The following is a 16,880-nucleotide window of genomic DNA, read 5'->3' on the forward strand; positions in this document are numbered from 1 at the left end:
ATTGCAGGACTTAATAATATTCTATATTGATTTACTCCTAAGCCTTTAAACTAGGGGATGGATTGAGCTATAAATACGAATCTAGATTTTTTTTATTTTAATAGTAGTAGCCCTTTAATTCCAAGTTTGGAAGGTGTTTAAATTCTATTTTAAAATAATTATGTGCGCTGTTTTTATCTATATAATTTGTTTTTATTAAGTGTAATACGATCTATATATTTATTTCAACATGATTATGAACTTTTAAATATGCTAAGTCAAAAATGATTATAGCAGCTTTTATTGACTTAAATGTTTACATAAAAAAAAAGAGAAAAGTTAAAATATATTTAAAAAATGGCTAGAAAATTAAGAATGGGAATGATTGGTGGAGGTACCGGATCATTCATTGGTGATGTGCACAGAAAAGCAGCTTCAATTGATGGCATGATAGAGTTGGTTTGTGGTGCATTTAGTAGTAATGCAGAAAAATCAATAGCTTCAGGAAAAGCATTATATCTTCCTGAAGATAGGTGTTACGGGAGCTTTGAGGAAATGATTTTAAAGGAAAAAGAATTACCAGAAGGTGTTCGAATGGATTTTGTATCTATTGTTACGCCTAATTACATGCATTTTCCTCCGGCAAAAATGGCTTTGGAACATGGTTTTCATGTGGTAAGTGATAAGCCTATGACCTTAACTTTGGATGAAGCAATGGCTCTAGAACAACTAGTAGAAAACAGCGGAAAGTTATTTGCTTTAACTCATAATTACACAGGACACCCATTAGTAAAACAGGCTAGAGCTATGGTAGCTAAAGGCGATTTGGGTAATATTAGAAAAATACAAGTGCAATATTTACAAGGTTGGCTATCTACAGCGGTTGAAAAAACAGGACAAAAACAAGCCTCGTGGCGTGTAGATCCTAAACGTTCTGGAATAGGTGGGGCTTTAGGTGATATTGGTACACATGCCGAAAACTTGGTAGAATATATTTCGGGACTAAAAATTAAAGAATTAGCCGCCGATTTAGGTGTTTTTGGCGAAGGTAGAACTTTAGATGACGATGGTAATTTATTGTTGCGTATGGAAAATGGAGCGAAGGGAACCATGTCTTTTTCGCAAATTGCTTTAGGAGAAGAAAATGATTTGGCTATAAGAGTTTATGGTGATAAAGGGAGTTTAGAATGGCAGCAGGAAAATCCAAACCAATTGATAACACATTGGTTAGATAAGCCCGTAAAAATATTTACACCTAATGGAAACGATTTGTACGATGAGGCATTAAGTGTATCTAGAATTCCTGCGGGACATCCAGAAGGCTATTTGGAAGCATTTGCAACTATTTATAAAAACTTTGCTACGCATTTAATGGCGGTTTTAAATGGTGAAACTATTGCGAAGCCAGATTACCCAACCGTAAAAGATGGTGTTCGTGGTATGCAATTTATTTATGCCTCGGTTGAAAGTGATAAAAACAACGCCGCTTGGACAAAACTAAATTAATTTAAAAAATTAGTGTTGGCGGATACCGCGTTAGGGATTGTAGTGTAAAGCCCACAGCCCGACGTAGGAGGTGCGAGGACTTGAAACCTTTCGACTTTGCTCAAGACGGGCTTCAAGCCCGACCCTTGTGGTAACGCCAAAAAAAATATAATAAAATATGAAAACAATAAAAGGACCAGCAGTTTTTTTAGCTCAGTTTGCAGGAAGTGAAGCGCCATTTAATAGTTTGGATGGGATGTGCAAATGGGCGGCCGATTTAGGGTATAAAGGTATCCAGATACCAACATGGGAATCGAGTTTAATTGATGTTGAAAAGGCCGCGGAAAGCCAAACGTATTGCGATGAGCTTAAAGGAAAAGTAAATTCCTATGGTTTAAAAATAACAGAATTATCTACGCATTTGCAAGGGCAATTGGTGGCGGTTAATCCGGCTTACGATGCTATGTTTGATGGTTTTGCACCAGAGCACGTGCGTGGAAATCCTAAGGCTAGAACAGAGTGGGCTATCGATTTTGTAAAAAAATCTGGAACTGCTAGTGGGCGATTGGGTTTAAAATCGCACGCCACATTTTCGGGAGCTTTATTGTGGCACACGGTGTATCCCTGGCCACAACGGCCGCAAGGTTTGGTAGACATGGGCTTTGGGGAATTAGCAAAACGTTGGACACCAATTTTAAATCATTTTGATGAGCAAGGGGTGGATGTGTGTTATGAACTTCATCCGGGAGAAGATTTACACGATGGTGTATCGTTCGAGCGGTTTTTAGAAGCTACAGGAAATCATAAACGCGCTAATATCCTTTACGATCCTAGTCATTTTGTGCTACAGCAATTGGATTATTTAACGTTTATAGATTACTATCATGAGCGTATTAAATCGTTCCACGTTAAAGATGCCGAGTTTAATCCTTCAGGAAAACAAGGGGTATATGGTGGTTTTTCAGATTGGAAAGATCGTGCAGGTCGATTCCGTTCTTTAGGAGATGGTCAAGTAGATTTTAAAGGCATTTTTACAAAACTTACTAAATTCAATTGCGATGTTTGGGCGGTTATGGAATGGGAATGTTGTATAAAGTCGTCCGATCAAGGTGCTCGCGAAGGTGCACCATTTATTCAAAAGCATATTATTGAAGCTGCCCAACGTAGTTTTGATGATTTTGCTGGAGGCGAAATTGATGAAAATTATTTAAAAAGTATCTTAGGTATTTAATGCATAAAGTCTTTATATTTTTAATTGCCTTAGTGTTTGCGTCTTGCAGTAGCAAGATTATTCCTGTGGATTCTAATCAAAAAGAGGAATCTGTTGAAGGGCTTACGGAACCAAAAAAGCCAAAAGATACCGAGGTTTGGGAGCCTAAGCCTAAAGTTGTTCGTGTAAACGAGGAGACTAAAATTCCATCGGACGCTATTGTGCTTTTTAATGGTGAAAATTTTGATGAGTGGTTATCTTCCGTCGATGCTTCCCAGGTAACTTGGGTTTTAAACCCAGATAAAAGTATGACGGTTAAAAACAAGGCTGGCGATATACAGACAAAGCGTAATTTTGGCGATATCCAGCTTCATATAGAATGGAAATCTTCTGAAGAAATACGAGGCAACGGGCAACATCGCTCAAATAGCGGTGTGTTTTTGCAAAACAGATATGAGGTGCAAGTTTTAGATAATAACGATAATGACACTTATGTAAATGGTCAAGTAGGGTCTATTTACAAGCAAGGTATTCCGTTGTCTAAGGCGTCTTCAAAAACAGGACAATGGAATGTTTATGATATTATTTACCATGCGCCTAAGTTTGATAGCGCTGGTACTAAAATAAAATCAGGTACCATTACGGTATTGCATAATGGCGTGTTAATTCAAGACCACTATGAAATTAAAGGTACTACCGAGTTTATAGGTTGGCCTAAAGATAAACCGCACGGCAAAGCGCCAATAAAATTGCAAGATCATCGCGATAATAGCGGTGTAAGCTATAGAAATATTTGGGTAAGAGAATTATAAAAAAAAATAGAAATTATGATAAATCGTATTGTTGTATTACTAATAAGCCTTTGTTTTTTAACAAGAGGTTATGCAAGTAACCCCATTAAGGGCAAAATAAAAGTGCTGATTGTAGACGGGCAAAATAACCATACGGTATGGCCAAAATCGACCATAATGATGAAGCAGTATCTTGAAGAAACGGGCTTGTTTACGGTAGATATTGCCCGAACAAAATATTTAAATAATAGTGAAGAAAACAAAAGTTGGTTAGGGTATGCAAATGTACCCGAAGGTATTGAGGGTAAGCCAAAAACCGACCTGGATTTTAGTCCTAAATTTTCAAAGTACGATGTGGTTATTTCTAATTTTGGTTGGCGTGCCGCTTCATGGCCAAAAAAAACAAAGTTAGCTTTTGAAAAATATGTGAAAAAAGGAGGTGGTTTTGTAAGTGTTCATGCCGCCGACAATAGCTTTCCGGAATGGGCAGCTTATAACGAAATGATTGCCATTGGCGGTTGGGGCGGAAGAACCGAAAAAGATGGTCCGTACTTATATGTGGATAAGGATAACAAAGTAAAAAAAGATTATAGTCCCGGAAAAGGAGGAACGCATGGTAAAAGAGAAGCTTTTCCTATAACTATTTTTGATACAGAACATCCTATTACAAAAGGCATGCCTAAGGTTTGGATGCATGCACCAGACGAATGTTATGCTTTTTTAAGAGGGCCTGCAAAAAATGTAACCATTTTAGCAACGGGAGTCTCTACAAAGAAAAAACCAGAGTTGGAACAAAAAGAACCAGTTGCTCTAGTTGTAAAATATGGTAAAGGAAGAGTTTTTCATACACCTTTGGGACACGATACCACATCTTTTGAATGTGTTGGTTTTATTACCTTATTAAAAAGAGGTGTAGAATGGGCAGCTACAAATAAGGTAACCCAAACGGAATTGCCTGAAGATTTTCCTTCTGCTGAAAAAACATCTTTAAGATCATTTGTTTTGCCTAAATAGACCCTTGTAAATATTTAAGAAATATTAAATATATGGATGTTTTTGATGGCAAAAATGCTAGATTAATATAATTGCACAATATTAAATATAAATTTGCTCTATTTTTTATATTTAATGTTGTGTAATCCATAATTAGTTGTAATTTTGCGGCTTATATTAACGAAAGGGGCTCACGCCGACGATTTAGAGTTAATAGTTAAGGTAGTTATTCAGTGAAAACAGGAAACAACATATCTCTTATCTCTTCTGTTTTAGTAGCAAATACTAAAGCAACTGTTGTGCGTTTTCCTTTAACTCGCCCCTAGGGGCTATTCAGTTTAAGAAAGCTATTCGCTTTCGAAGTTTCGTTATTTTTTTTTGAATAGATTTTTTAAGTCATTTTTTATTTAAAATGCTTAATTTAATCATTGGTTTAAAAATCATTTTTTTTGATTTTAAATGAAGTAAAAATATACCTTTAAAGGGTTTTAAATGGATACTATATTGGATACAGATATTATAAGTGTTATAGAAAAAGCTGAAGCCTATTGTTTTGAAGAAGACATAGAAATAAAGCTTGTTTATAAGCTTTCAAATAAAACTTTAGAGTTAATTTCAGAACGTTCTAAAGAGCTCTCTACATTGTATTATGTAGATGTAGATATGTTAAGAACGCGTGCTGAAAACGGCTGTTTTATCTTGAAAAAAAATGATAGAATTTATGGCCATATTTTTGTTCATGAGCATCATGTAAAAGGGCATTCTGTGTTTGAACGTACCTCGTTGTGGGTAGATCGCGACTGTCGGAATTACAACCTTGGCTTGTTGCTAATGTCTAGAATGACCGAGTTGTTTTCTAATTCCTTTTTAATTTCGGTGGCACAAACTCCTAAAGTACACCACTATAACGAATTATTAGGAATGACCCACGTTACCTTAGCAAAAATGTCTGTAGGTTTAGTTGAAGAACTTGAAAAGCTAGGGAAACTGCGTGATGAGTTGAATTTTAAGTATTATGTAAATGATTGTTTTAAGTCTGAAATAGGACATTTAAAACAAATTTAAATTATAGAATAAGTTATACAAAGTAATAAAAATGAAAAAATTAGTAATAGCATATAGTGGAGGTTTAGATACGTCGTATTGCGCAGTAAGTTTATCAAAAGAGTATGATGTACATGCTGTAAGTGTAAATACAGGTGGTTTTACAACCGAAGAAATTAAGCATATTGAAAGTAATGCTTATAAAATGGGGGTTACAACGTATAAAAATATTGATGCCGTAGCTACTTTTTACCAAAAAGTAGTAAAGTATTTAATTTTTGGAAACGTTTTAAAAAACGGTACATACCCACTTTCTGTAAGTGCCGAACGTATTATTCAGGCTATTGAAATTATAGAATATGCTAAAAGTATTGATGCCGAATATATTGCTCATGGTAGTACAGGAGCCGGAAACGATCAAGTACGTTTCGATATGATTTTTCAAACCTTAGCGCCAAACATTAAAATTATTACACCAATTAGGGATCAAAAATTAACAAGACAAGAGGAGATAGATTATTTAAAATCTGAAGGTATTGATATGCCTTGGGAAAAATCTAAATACTCGGTTAATAAAGGACTTTGGGGAACTAGTGTTGGCGGTGTAGAGACTTTAAAGTCTGAAAAACCTTTACCAAGTGAGGCTTACCCATCGCAATTAGAAAAAGAAGGTGAAGAAAAAGTAACACTAACCTTTAAAAATGGTGAGTTTGTAGCCTTAAATGGCGAAGAAAATGCTCCGGAAGTTAATATAGAAAAGCTAAATAACATAGCGTCGGCTTACGCCATTGGTAGAGATATTCATGTTGGCGATACTATTGTTGGTACTAAAGGACGTGTTGGTTTTGAGGCTGCTGCTGCTTTAATTACGGTAAAGGCGCACCATTTATTAGAGAAACACACTTTAACAAAATGGCAATTACAACACAAAGATTATCTGTCTAGTTTTTACGGCATGCATTTACATGAAGGTCAATATTTAGACCCAGTGATGCGCGATACAGAAGCCTTTTTACAAAGTTCGCAAAAAATGGTTTCGGGTAATGTTGTGGTAACTTTAAAGCCTTACCACTTTTCTTTAGATGGTATTGTTTCAGATCATGATTTAATGTCTAGTAAGTTTAGTACTTATGGCGAAGAAAATAAAGCGTGGACAGCAGAGGATGCAAAAGGATTCATAAAAATTATTGGGAATCAAAACAAAATTTACAGACAAGTAAACTCATAAAACCATTATAAGACCTGCAAGGTTTTAAAAAGCTTGTAGGTCGCAACAGAGAAATAAAATTTCAAAAAGACCGTCAGTTTTTTAAGTGTATAGGTCTAAAAGAAGTATAAGAAATGAAAAAAATAAAAGCAGGAATTATTGGTGGTGCTGGTTATACGGCAGGTGAGTTAATTAGGTTGCTAATTAATCACCCAGAAACCGAAATAGATTTTGTGTTTAGTACAAGTAACGCTGGCAATAAGATTAGCAAAATTCACCAAGATTTAGTTGGGACTTTAGATTTAAAATTTACAGACACCGTAAACCCAGATGTTGATGTTTTATTTTTATGCTTAGGTCATGGAAATTCTGTTAAGTTTTTAGAGGCTAATACGTTTTCTGATAACACAAAAATTATTGATTTAGGTAACGATTTTAGATTGGAAGCCGATAAGGTTTTTAATGGAAAAACATTTGTTTATGGCTTACCAGAATTAAACAAAGATGCGATTGTAAGTGCTAATTATATTGCAAATCCAGGGTGTTTTGCTACGGCTATTCAATTAGGTTTGTTGCCATTGGCAGATGCTGGTTTACTAGGTAACGATGTGCATATTAATGCTGTTACAGGTGCTACGGGTGCAGGAACGTCATTATCTGCAACTACACATTATACGTGGCGAGATAATAACTTTTCGTATTATAAGCCGTTTACGCATCAGCATTTAGGAGAAATAAACCAGTCGGTTAATCAATTGCAATCTAGCTTTAATTCCGAAATTATTTTTATGCCAAATAGAGGTAATTTTTCTAGAGGTATTTTTGCTACTATTTATACCGATTACGAAGGTACAGTAGAAGATGCAAAAGCGTTATACGAAGCGTTTTATGCAGATGCTAAATTTACTTTTGTTGCAGATGATTTTTTACACATGAAACAAGTTGTAAATACTAATAAATGTTTGGTGCATGTGCATAAACACAACGGTAAATTATTAATTACAAGTGTAATTGATAACTTATTAAAAGGTGCTTCTGGACAAGCCGTACAGAACATGAATTTAATGTTTGGATTAGAAGAAATTTTAGGATTGGGTTTGAAGGCCGCCTACTTCTAGAAACAAGCCCCGCCTAGCCTCCCCGAAGGGTAGGAATAGATTGTGGACGTTTGCGTATAATGGCCTGCGAGGTTTTGAAAACCTTGTAGGTCTAAAAAAAAATATAATAGGCGAGTTTCCCTCCTGTTGAGGGGTAAGGAAGGCTGTTTTCTGCGTTAGGGATTGCAGTGGAAAGCCCAACCCAGCCCTAAGTATAGACGAAGGGTGTGGTAACCTGCCTGCCTGCCTGCAGGCGCCATAATAAAATAAATAGATTCCCTATTTTTAGGGTGCGATAAAAGAGTTAATATGAAAGTAGCAATTATAGGAGCAGGAAGTTTAGGACAGTCTATTGCAAAAGGATTGGTAACTACAAATGCTTTAACAACGTTATATTTAACCAAGAGAAACATAAGCTCTATTAAAGGGTTTGAGGAGTTTGATAAGGTCGAGCTTACTTCGGATAATGCGTTAGCTGTTAAAAATGCCGATATTTTGATTTTTGCAGTTCAACCACGTCATTTTGAGGCTATTTTAAAGGATTTAAAACCGTTACTTAATAAAAATCATGTTATTATTTCGGTAATTACAGGGTTTGCGATTTCAAGAATTGAAGATATTGTTGGTAAAGATCGTTTTGTTGTTCGCGCTATGCCAAATACGGCGGCTTCTGTAGGACAATCCATGACCTGTATTTCGGTAAACGATATGGCTAAGGCTAAAGTAGAACTAGCAAAAACTATTTTTAACTGTATGGGGCGTTCTATGGTAATTCCTGAGGAACAATTACAAGCAGCAACAGTTATTTGTGCTAGCGGAATTGCCTTCTGGATGCGTTTAATTCGTGCTACAACACAAGGCGCTATTCAGTTAGGATTTGAGGCTCATGAAGCACATGAATTGGCTATGCAAACCTGTTTTGGTGCGGCTACTTTATTAAAAGAATCTGGCAAACACCCAGAGGAAGAAATAGATCGTGTTACAACACCTAGCGGCTGTACTATTGAAGGCTTAAACGAAATGGAACACCAAGGTTTAAGCTCGTCGCTAATTAAAGGAATTAACGCATCGTTTGAAAAAATAAACCAAATAAAAACCAAATAAAATGCCACTATTTAATGTTTACCCGTTATATGATGTAACGCCTGTTTCAGGAAAAGGTGTTTATGTTTACGATGAAAAAGGCACAGAGTATTTAGATCTTTACGGAGGTCACGCTGTAATTTCTATTGGACATGCGCATACAGATTATGTTGATGCTGTAGCATCTCAAGTCGCTAAATTAGGGTTTTACTCTAATGCAGTTCAAAATCCGTTACAGGTAGAGTTAGCCGATAAATTAGAAACACTTTCGGGGTGTAAAGACTACGAGTTGTTTTTATGCAATTCTGGTGCCGAGGCTAACGAGAATGCCTTAAAATTGGCATCGTTTAAAACGGGGAAATCTCGTGTGGTTGCTTTTAAAAATGGTTTTCATGGTCGTACATCGGCAGCTGTAGCTGCAACCGACAATGCAAATATTATTGCGCCAATTAACGCCCAACAAAAAGTAACTATTCTTGAGTTAAACGATATTGAAGGAGTAAAAGCAGAACTAGAAAAAGGTGATGTTTGTGCGGTTATTGTCGAGTTTATCCAGGGTGTAGGTGGTTTAGATGAAGGTTCTGCTCAGTTTTTTGAATCTGTTGATGCACTTTGTAAAGCAAATAATACCATGTTTATTGCCGATGAGGTGCAGTCTGGTTACGGACGCTCGGGCAAGTTTTTTGCATTTCAGCACTATAATGTAACGCCAGATGTTATATCCATAGCAAAAGGTATGGGTAATGGTTTTCCTATTGGAGGGATTTTAATTCACCCAAATATCGAAGCTAAATTTGGCATGTTAGGTACTACTTTTGGTGGTAACCATTTAGCTTGTGCTGCTGGTTTATCGGTTTTAAACGTTATTGAAAAAAATAACTTAATGGACAACGTAAACACCATGTCTAATTACTTTTTAAAGCTAGCCAAAACTATTCCGCAAATTAAAAAAATAAAAGGTAGAGGGTTAATGTTAGGTTTAGAGTTCGATTTTGAGGTGGGCGAACTAAGAAAAAAATTAATTTATAATCATCATATTTTTACAGGAGGCGCTGCAAATAAAAAATTGTTAAGAATATTACCTCCGTTAACCTTAAGAAAAGATCATATTAATATGTTTTTTGAAGCTTTAATTGAAGCATTGTCTGAGGTTGAACAACCTGTAAACGCCAGTTAGAAAAATGAACAAAACACTAAGTATACATAAACGTAATGCCGTGTTAAATTCCATGAAGGAATTGGTTAAAGAACACGCACAAACTATCCTAGATGCAAACAAAATAGATATGGATAGCTATGATGATAGCGATTTGGCTATGAGTGATCGTTTAAAAGTTAACGATGCCAAAATAGACGGCATGATTGAGTCTTTACGCCAGTTAGCAGAACTAGAAGATCCTGTAGGAGTAGAGCGTTTTAGCTTTACACACGATAATGGTATGCAAATTTATAACCGCACAGCATCTTTTGGTACGGTAATGATTATTTATGAGTCGCGACCAGATGTTACTATCGAAGCCGGAGGCATTGCATTCAAATCTGGAAACAAAATTTTATTAAAAGGCGGTAAAGAATCTATAAATTCTAACTTAGCTATTGTAGATTTATGGCACAAGGCATTACAGGATAATGATGTAAGTACAGAATGGGTAGAGTATTTAAATTATAACCGTGCCGAAACACAGGCGTTTTTAGAAAACCCAACGCAAACTTTAGATTTAATTGTGCCACGTGGTGGCGAACGTTTAATCGAGTTTGTAAAGCAAAATGCTAAATGTCCTGTAATTGTTAGCGGACGTGGAAATAACTTCGTGTATGTGCATAAACATGCCGATGTTGCTATGGCTCTGGATATTATTGTAAATGCCAAAACACAAAAAGTGTCTGGTTGTAATGCTGTAGATAAGGTGTTAATCGATAACGATTTACCAAATAAAGCACAGTTTATTGAAGATTTATTAGATCGTTTAGCGGCACATAATGTTGAAGTTTTAGGAGATGATTCTTTAGCCAATTATAACACGGTTAAGCAAATTGAAAACGACGATATTTGGTATAAAGAGTTTTTAGATTATAAAATCGTTATTGGAAGTATACCACATACCTTAGCGGCTATCGAAATGATTAATAAATACAGCGGAGGTCACTCGGCATCTATAGTAACAAGCGCACAAGGTGCTGCCGAAAATTTTATGGCTAGTGTAGATTGTGGTGCTGTTTATCATAATGCATCAACACGGTTTACAGATGGTTTCGAGTTTGGATTAGGTGGCGAGTTAGCCATTAGTACCGATAAATTACATCAACGCGGACCAATTGGTTTACAGCATTTAGTCACTAATAAATGGTACGTTCATGGTAATGGGCAAATACGCTAATTAGGTAAATCTTAATGAGTGTTTTAAAATAAGCAGGTGAAGTTTTAAATAATGAAGAAAAAACGCATTTTACTAAAAATTGGCTCTAACACGCTAACCAAAGAAACCAATAATTTATCGCGTGGTAAAATTGAAGATATTGCAAATCAAATACAAAAGCTTCAAGATACCCACGAGTTTATTATTGTAAGTTCTGGTGCTATTGCTGTGGCAAAACAATTTGTAAAGCTAGAAAGTCAGCGCGAAGAAGTGTTTGTAAAACAAGCCTTGGCATCTATAGGTCAGCCGCATTTAATACGAATCTATCAAGAAATTTTTAGAGAATATGGCTTGTTGAGTTCGCAATGTTTATTGTCGTATTCAGATTTTGAAAAGCAAGAAAGTAAAACCAATATTGTTAACACTATTAACGTGTTGGTAAACAATAACTACATTCCTATAATTAATGAAAACGATACTGTTGCTACCGACGAAATTAAATTTGGTGATAACGATAAATTAGGCGCCTTAACAGCATCACTTTTAAATGTCGATTTATTTATAATAGCTACCAATACAAATGGTATTTACACCAAGGAATCTATGGAGAATGGAGCGCCTAAAACCATAAAAGAAGTTACAGATTTTGATGCCTTAAGAGCTCAAGTTGTAAACTCTAAATCTACCCATGGTAGTGGTGGTATGGAATCTAAAATAGAAGCGGCTACAGTAGCTAAAGCAGCAAATATTGAAACATGGATTGTAAACGGATTAGAAGATGATTTTATGCTAAATGCCATGGAAGATAAGGTGGCGTTTACTAAAATAATATAATTTTGACTAGTTTTTGTTTAAAATTTATACATTTAAAAAGTCCTTATTATAAAGAAGCAGTTGCTGTGAGAGAAAGCTTGTTTTTTCAGAATATGGATAATAGTTTAGATTTAATTAATGATGAATTTGAGTTAAATGGGGTTCATCTCGTTTGTTTAAAAGAAAATGAAGTTGTTGGTACAGGGAGACTAAACATTAAGAATCAAACCGGTGTAATATCACAAATGGCTATAAAATCGGCCAACCAAAAGCAAGGCGTTGGATCTAAAATATTAATGGAATTAGTAAAGTATAGTAAAGAAAAAGAACTGGTTAAAATAAAACTAAGCGCCAGAGAAACGGCGTTAAAGTTTTATGAAAAGCATGGCTTTGTAGTGATTGGAGATTTGTTTCCATCAAAAAAAACTAGTATAATCCATCAACAGATGGAATTGAAAATTGAATAAATAAAGTAAAGTAGGGGATGAAAAATTACACGTCAATTAACGATATAGATAATATTAATACTTGGATTGAAGAAGCCAAAAAACTTAAAGCAAATCCGCTAGAGCATAAAGCATTAGGAAAAAATAAAACATTGGGTTTATTGTTTTTTAATTCTAGCCTACGTACCCGCTTAAGTACTCAAAAAGCAGCTTTAAATTTAGGTATGGATCCTATTGTAATGAATGTTTCTGGAGATGCTTGGGGAATTGAATTTGGCGATGGAACCATTATGAATGGCAATACTGCAGAACATATTAAAGAAGCTGCTGCCGTAGTATCGCAATACTGCGATATTATTGCAGTAAGAGCATTTCCAACTTTAACCGATAAAGAAAAAGATAATAGTGAGCAGGTTTTAAATGCGTTTAAAAAATATGCTTCAGTGCCTATTGTAAACATGGAAAGTGCTACAGGACATCCGTTGCAAGGATTAACCGATGCGATTACCATTTCAGAACATGCTAAGGTTAAAAAGCCTAAAGTAGTATTAAGTTGGGCGCCACATATAAAAGCTTTACCTCATGCTGTGGCAAATAGTTTTGCTCAAGCCATGCAAAAAATGGATGTAGAGTTTGTAATTGCTAATCCAGAAGGTTATAATTTAAATCCGGAAATTACTGGAGATACGCCAATTTATCACAATCAAGAAGAAGCCTTTAAAGATGCCGATTTTGTATATACAAAAAACTGGAGCTCGTATCAAGATTACGGAAAAGTAATCAATACCGATCCTAATTGGATGATTACTAAAGCTAAACTTGGCGATGCAAAATTTATGCACTGTTTGCCCGTTAGAAGAAATGTAGTGGTTGAAGATGCTGTTTTAGATACCGATAGTTCTTTGGTAATTCAACAAGCAAACAACAGAACTTACGCAGCACAATTAGTGCTTAAAAGGATATTAGAAGGTCTAAAATAAAAGGCAACCTGCGAAGTTTTAAAAACCATTTAGGTTTAAAAACACATAACTAATAGCTTTTTAAAACTTGTAATGTTTCAAACATGATATGAAAGAAAAACTATCCATAGTAAAAATAGGAGGAAATATTATTGAAGATGAAAACGCTTTACAGGCATTTTTAAAATTATTTTCCAATTTAGAAGGCAAGAAAATCTTGGTTCATGGAGGTGGTAAACGTGCAACGCATATCGCTTCTAAGCTAGGTATTGAGTCTAAAATGGTAAATGGTCGTAGAATTACCGATGCCGAAACTCTTGAGGTTATTACCATGGTTTACGGCGGTTTAGTTAACAAAAATGTGGTAGCAAAACTTCAAGCTTTAAATACTAACGCCATTGGATTAACAGGAGCCGATGTTAACAGCATACAATCAGATAAGCGTCCGGTAAAAGACATCGATTTTGGTTTTGTTGGCGATGTTAAAGCAGTAGCTCATAATTCAATAGATAAATTAATTCAAGCCGATTTCACACCTGTTTTTTGTGCTATAACACACGACGGAAACGGGCAGTTGTTAAATACCAATGCCGATACTATTACCTCGCAAGTAGCCGTTGGTATGAGTGCCTTATACAACACTTCAATCTATTATTGTTTCGAACTTAATGGCGTTTTAGAAGATATAAACGATAAAAACTCGGTAGTAAAACTAATTAACGCCAAAACCTATCAAGATTTATTAGCTAAGGGGATTATTGCAGATGGCATGCTACCCAAGTTAGAAAACTGTTTCGATGCTTTACGTGGTGGTGTAAACTCTATAAATATGGGAAATACATCTATGCTAACGCAAGAAAATGATAATTTTACAACCATAACCCTATAATATGCCCATACAAGACTTAACACAAGATGCTATATCGCTATTAAAAAAGCTGATAGAAACACAGTCTTTTTCTTCCGAAGAAGACAAAACAGCATTGCATATTGAAGATTGGTTTACACGTTATAAAATCGATTATAAACGCACAAAAAATAACGTTTGGGCAGTCAATAAGCATTTTGATGAAAGCAAGCCAACACTATTGCTCAACTCGCATCACGATACGGTTAAGCCAAATTCGGCGTACACCAATAATCCGTTAGAGGCCTTTGTTCAAGACGGCAAATTATATGGCTTAGGAAGTAACGATGCAGGTGGTTGTTTGGTATCGTTAATAGCAACTTTTACCCATTTTTACAATCAGGAAAACTTAAAATATAACTTAGTTATTGTCGCTTCCGCGGAAGAAGAAAGTAGTGGTCCAAACGGGCTAAATAGTATGCTTCCAATTATCCCGAAAGTTGATGTCGCTATTGTAGGTGAGCCTACCTTAATGAATTTAGCCGTTGCCGAAAAAGGTTTGGTGGTTTTTGATGCCGTTATTGAAGGTACACCAAGTCATGCAGCACATCCAAACAATAATAACGCCATATATAATACCATTGATGCGTTACAATGGTTTAAAGATTTTAAGTTCGAAAAAGGTTCTGAAGCTTTAGGCAATGTTAAGCTTACGGTAACACAAATTAATGCAGGGTCGCAACACAATGTAGTGCCAGCACACGTAGATCTAGTGATTGATGTTCGTGTAAACGATGCGTATAGTAATGCAGAAATTGCAGATATTTTACAAGAAAAGGCACCTGTAACCAGCATAAAAGCACGTAGTTTGCGTTTAAATTCATCTAGTATTCCAATGGAACACGATTTAGTAAAGGCCGGAATCGCCATGGGACGAAGCACTTACGGGTCGCCAACCTTATCCGATCAAGCGGTATTAACCTGTCCGAGTTTAAAGCTAGGACCAGGCGATAGCACACGCTCGCATTCGGCAAACGAATTTATTTACGTAAATGAAATTGAGGAAGGCGTGCAGATATATATTGAATTGTTGAAGAACGTACTTTTGGAATAACATTTTCAATAGCTCCTGCGAGGTTTTAAAAACCTTTTAGGTGTAAACTGAAAACATAAATTAGATGTGCTAGAATTTAAAAACTTGACGCATCTTTAAAACAAATAGTTAAGTAAAAATGAAAGCAGAGATTTCTGCCTTCGCGGAAATAAAAAAAAGTATAAAGCATGAAACTCTGGGATAAAGGCATATCAATCGATAAAAAAATAGAACAATTTACAGTTGGTAACGACCGTGAAATTGATATTCATATTGCAAAATACGATGTTATTGCATCAAAAGCACATGCCAAAATGCTTCAGAAAATCGGAATAATTTCGGTTGAAGAATTGGTAGAATTATTGGGCGGATTAAAAGTTCTTGAAGAGCAAATTGAAAACGGAACTTTTGTTATCGATGCACAGTTTGAAGATGTACACTCTAAAATTGAATTTGAATTAACAAAATCTTTAGGTGAGGTTGGAAAAAAAATCCATACCGCACGTTCTAGAAACGATCAAGTTTTAGTGGCTTGCCATTTATATTACAAAGACAATCTAGGTAGTATTAAAGCTAAAACAAAAACACTTTTTGAAACCCTTTTAGGTTTAGCAGATACTTATAAAGATAAAGTTTTACCAGGTTATACGCATTTACAAGTGGCTATGCCATCATCATTCGGGTTGTGGTTTTCGGCTTATGCTGAGCTTATGATTGACGATGTGTATTTATTAGATGCCGCTATAAAAACGGTAGACCAAAACCCTTTAGGATCGGCTGCAGGTTACGGAAGCTCATTTCCTATTGATAGAGAATTAACCACTAAAGAAATGGGGTTTGCAACACTAAAATACAACGTAGTGGCTGCCCAAATGGGGCGTGGTAAAAACGAACGTACTATTGCGGCAGCTTTAGGGAGTTTAGCCAATACATTGGCACGTTTTGCCATGGATACCTGTTTGTATATGAGTCAGAATTTTGGCTTTATCTCCTTTCCAGACGAGTTAACTACAGGTAGTAGCATAATGCCACATAAAAAGAATCCGGATGTATTTGAGTTGATTCGTGGTAAGTGCAACAAAATTCAAGCCTTACAAGGTGAAATGGTTTTAATAACCAATAATTTACCAAGTGGATATCACAGAGATTACCAATTGTTAAAGGAAAATATGATTGCTGCCTTTGAAGAATTAAAAGATATACTCGATATTTTTAATTACTCGATTCAGCAAATTATTGTTAAGGATGTTGATGTAAATAGCGATTTATACAAGTACTTATTTACCGTAGATAATATTAATACTTTGGTGGTTGAGGGGCAAAGTTTTAGGGAAGCTTACCAAAAAATAGGCGGACAAGTACAAGATGGTACTTATGTTCCTGATACCTCTAAAAAACATACACATGCTGGTAGTATTCATAATTTATGTTTAGATAAAATTCAAAATAAGTTTCCTAAATAAGTAAATTTGTTGA

16 protein-coding genes are annotated in these 16,880 nt (G+C 35.5%); all 16 read left to right on the plus strand.

The features are described 5' to 3' along the window. Positions 1 to 336 precede the first annotated feature (336 nt). Entirely contained in the window at positions 337 to 1,485 is a 1,149-nt protein-coding gene (locus tag BMY96_RS07480; protein WP_245750566.1) for a Gfo/Idh/MocA family protein, read from the plus strand. A gap of 157 nt (positions 1,486 to 1,642) precedes the next feature. Then, positions 1,643 to 2,695, plus strand: a complete 1,053-nt coding sequence (locus BMY96_RS07485) for a sugar phosphate isomerase/epimerase family protein (protein WP_092851010.1) — start codon at positions 1,643 to 1,645, stop codon at positions 2,693 to 2,695. Continuing rightward, positions 2,695 to 3,486: a 3-keto-disaccharide hydrolase gene (locus BMY96_RS07490; protein WP_092851012.1), complete on the plus strand. Its 792-nt coding sequence runs from the start codon at positions 2,695 to 2,697 to the stop codon at positions 3,484 to 3,486. Before BMY96_RS07485 ends, BMY96_RS07490 begins: the two co-directional genes overlap by 1 nt. 15 nt (positions 3,487 to 3,501) lie before the next feature. Further along, the gene (locus BMY96_RS07495) at positions 3,502 to 4,479 is read left to right on the plus strand and encodes a ThuA domain-containing protein (RefSeq protein ID WP_092851013.1); all 978 of its coding nucleotides are present in this window, start codon (positions 3,502 to 3,504) and stop codon (positions 4,477 to 4,479) included. Between the two features lie 471 nt (positions 4,480 to 4,950). Then, complete coding sequence (locus tag BMY96_RS07500) at positions 4,951 to 5,523, plus strand: GNAT family N-acetyltransferase (RefSeq protein WP_092851014.1); 573 nt, start codon at positions 4,951 to 4,953, stop codon at positions 5,521 to 5,523. Between the two features lie 31 nt (positions 5,524 to 5,554). Next, positions 5,555 to 6,730, plus strand: a complete 1,176-nt coding sequence (locus BMY96_RS07505; protein ID WP_092851016.1) for an argininosuccinate synthase — start codon at positions 5,555 to 5,557, stop codon at positions 6,728 to 6,730. 113 nt (positions 6,731 to 6,843) lie between these two features. After that, positions 6,844 to 7,827 (plus strand): N-acetyl-gamma-glutamyl-phosphate reductase, encoded by a 984-nt coding sequence (gene argC / locus BMY96_RS07510; RefSeq protein WP_092851017.1) that lies wholly within the window; start codon positions 6,844 to 6,846, stop codon positions 7,825 to 7,827. 288 nt (positions 7,828 to 8,115) lie between these two features. Further along, the gene (gene proC, locus BMY96_RS07515) at positions 8,116 to 8,910 is read left to right on the plus strand and encodes a pyrroline-5-carboxylate reductase (RefSeq protein WP_092851018.1); all 795 of its coding nucleotides are present in this window, start codon (positions 8,116 to 8,118) and stop codon (positions 8,908 to 8,910) included. A 1-nt stretch (position 8,911) separates the two neighbouring features. Next, positions 8,912 to 10,066, plus strand: a complete 1,155-nt coding sequence (locus tag BMY96_RS07520) for an aspartate aminotransferase family protein (protein ID WP_092851019.1) — start codon at positions 8,912 to 8,914, stop codon at positions 10,064 to 10,066. 4 nt (positions 10,067 to 10,070) lie between these two features. Next, positions 10,071 to 11,267, plus strand: a complete 1,197-nt coding sequence (locus BMY96_RS07525; protein WP_092851021.1) for a glutamate-5-semialdehyde dehydrogenase — start codon at positions 10,071 to 10,073, stop codon at positions 11,265 to 11,267. A 51-nt stretch (positions 11,268 to 11,318) separates the two neighbouring features. Further along, the gene (proB, locus tag BMY96_RS07530) at positions 11,319 to 12,080 is read left to right on the plus strand and encodes a glutamate 5-kinase (protein WP_092851022.1); all 762 of its coding nucleotides are present in this window, start codon (positions 11,319 to 11,321) and stop codon (positions 12,078 to 12,080) included. 2 nt (positions 12,081 to 12,082) lie between these two features. Next, complete coding sequence (locus tag BMY96_RS07535; protein ID WP_092851023.1) at positions 12,083 to 12,526, plus strand: GNAT family N-acetyltransferase; 444 nt, start codon at positions 12,083 to 12,085, stop codon at positions 12,524 to 12,526. Between the two features lie 17 nt (positions 12,527 to 12,543). Then, entirely contained in the window at positions 12,544 to 13,485 is a 942-nt protein-coding gene (locus BMY96_RS07540) for an N-acetylornithine carbamoyltransferase (RefSeq protein WP_092851024.1), read from the plus strand. 88 nt (positions 13,486 to 13,573) lie between these two features. Beyond that, a complete protein-coding gene (gene argB, locus BMY96_RS07545) occupies positions 13,574 to 14,353 on the plus strand; it encodes an acetylglutamate kinase (RefSeq protein WP_092851026.1) in 780 nt (259 codons plus the stop codon). A 1-nt stretch (position 14,354) separates the two neighbouring features. Continuing rightward, on the plus strand, positions 14,355 to 15,425 hold the full coding sequence (locus BMY96_RS07550) for a M20 family metallo-hydrolase (protein WP_092851028.1): 1,071 nt from the start codon (positions 14,355 to 14,357) through the stop codon (positions 15,423 to 15,425). Positions 15,426 to 15,592: 167 nt separating this feature from the next. Then, positions 15,593 to 16,867: an argininosuccinate lyase gene (argH, locus tag BMY96_RS07555; protein WP_092851030.1), complete on the plus strand. Its 1,275-nt coding sequence runs from the start codon at positions 15,593 to 15,595 to the stop codon at positions 16,865 to 16,867. Positions 16,868 to 16,880 lie beyond the last annotated feature (13 nt).

The sequence above is a fragment of the Algibacter pectinivorans genome, from assembly GCF_900112595.1.
Taxonomy (GTDB): domain Bacteria; phylum Bacteroidota; class Bacteroidia; order Flavobacteriales; family Flavobacteriaceae; genus Algibacter_B; species Algibacter_B pectinivorans.

Coding starts and splice junctions, on each gene's coding strand:
- BMY96_RS07480 (WP_245750566.1), top strand. CDS start 337: ATGGCTAGAAAATTAAGAATGGGAATGATTGGTGGAGGTACCGGATCA.
- BMY96_RS07485 (WP_092851010.1), top strand. CDS start 1,643: ATGAAAACAATAAAAGGACCAGCAGTTTTTTTAGCTCAGTTTGCAGGA.
- BMY96_RS07490 (WP_092851012.1), top strand. CDS start 2,695: ATGCATAAAGTCTTTATATTTTTAATTGCCTTAGTGTTTGCGTCTTGC.
- BMY96_RS07495 (WP_092851013.1), top strand. CDS start 3,502: ATGATAAATCGTATTGTTGTATTACTAATAAGCCTTTGTTTTTTAACA.
- BMY96_RS07500 (WP_092851014.1), top strand. CDS start 4,951: ATGGATACTATATTGGATACAGATATTATAAGTGTTATAGAAAAAGCT.
- BMY96_RS07505 (WP_092851016.1), top strand. CDS start 5,555: ATGAAAAAATTAGTAATAGCATATAGTGGAGGTTTAGATACGTCGTAT.
- argC (WP_092851017.1), top strand. CDS start 6,844: ATGAAAAAAATAAAAGCAGGAATTATTGGTGGTGCTGGTTATACGGCA.
- proC (WP_092851018.1), top strand. CDS start 8,116: ATGAAAGTAGCAATTATAGGAGCAGGAAGTTTAGGACAGTCTATTGCA.
- BMY96_RS07520 (WP_092851019.1), top strand. CDS start 8,912: ATGCCACTATTTAATGTTTACCCGTTATATGATGTAACGCCTGTTTCA.
- BMY96_RS07525 (WP_092851021.1), top strand. CDS start 10,071: ATGAACAAAACACTAAGTATACATAAACGTAATGCCGTGTTAAATTCC.
- proB (WP_092851022.1), top strand. CDS start 11,319: ATGAAGAAAAAACGCATTTTACTAAAAATTGGCTCTAACACGCTAACC.
- BMY96_RS07540 (WP_092851024.1), top strand. CDS start 12,544: ATGAAAAATTACACGTCAATTAACGATATAGATAATATTAATACTTGG.
- argB (WP_092851026.1), top strand. CDS start 13,574: ATGAAAGAAAAACTATCCATAGTAAAAATAGGAGGAAATATTATTGAA.
- BMY96_RS07550 (WP_092851028.1), top strand. CDS start 14,355: ATGCCCATACAAGACTTAACACAAGATGCTATATCGCTATTAAAAAAG.
- argH (WP_092851030.1), top strand. CDS start 15,593: ATGAAACTCTGGGATAAAGGCATATCAATCGATAAAAAAATAGAACAA.